The following is a 350-nucleotide window of genomic DNA, read 5'->3' on the forward strand; positions in this document are numbered from 1 at the left end:
ACTTATTGATAAGCTGGGGACTTAGCTTAGTTGGTAGAGCGCCTGCTTTGCACGCAGGAGGTCAGGAGTTCGACTCTCCTAGTCTCCACCAAATTTCAAGATCATAAAAGCACTGCTTTTACTTGAAATTTAAGCAAGAAGCTACGCTTCGCGCAGTATGTAAGCATACAGTGATGAAGTTGTTTAGTTCCTAAGCGATCAAGTGTTTAGATCCTAGAGATTAACAAGTACAAGCGTTATGATACGCGGACTTGATAATCTCTGTGATTTATCACAGTTTCCTGACCTGACGAAGGCTGGAAAAATCATTAACAGAATATATTTGAGTTGAAATAATTTGTTCAAACTCG

Annotated in this window: 1 tRNA gene; it reads left to right on the top strand. The window is 39.7% G+C overall.

From position 1 onward, the window contains the following. Window positions 1-15 precede the first annotated feature (15 nt). Window positions 16-91 (top strand) — tRNA-Ala (locus NI464_RS15790). The last annotated feature ends 259 nt before the right edge of the window (window positions 92-350 follow it).

This window comes from Acinetobacter lwoffii (assembly GCF_024129685.1).
In the GTDB taxonomy this organism is placed as follows: domain Bacteria; phylum Pseudomonadota; class Gammaproteobacteria; order Pseudomonadales; family Moraxellaceae; genus Acinetobacter; species Acinetobacter lwoffii_X.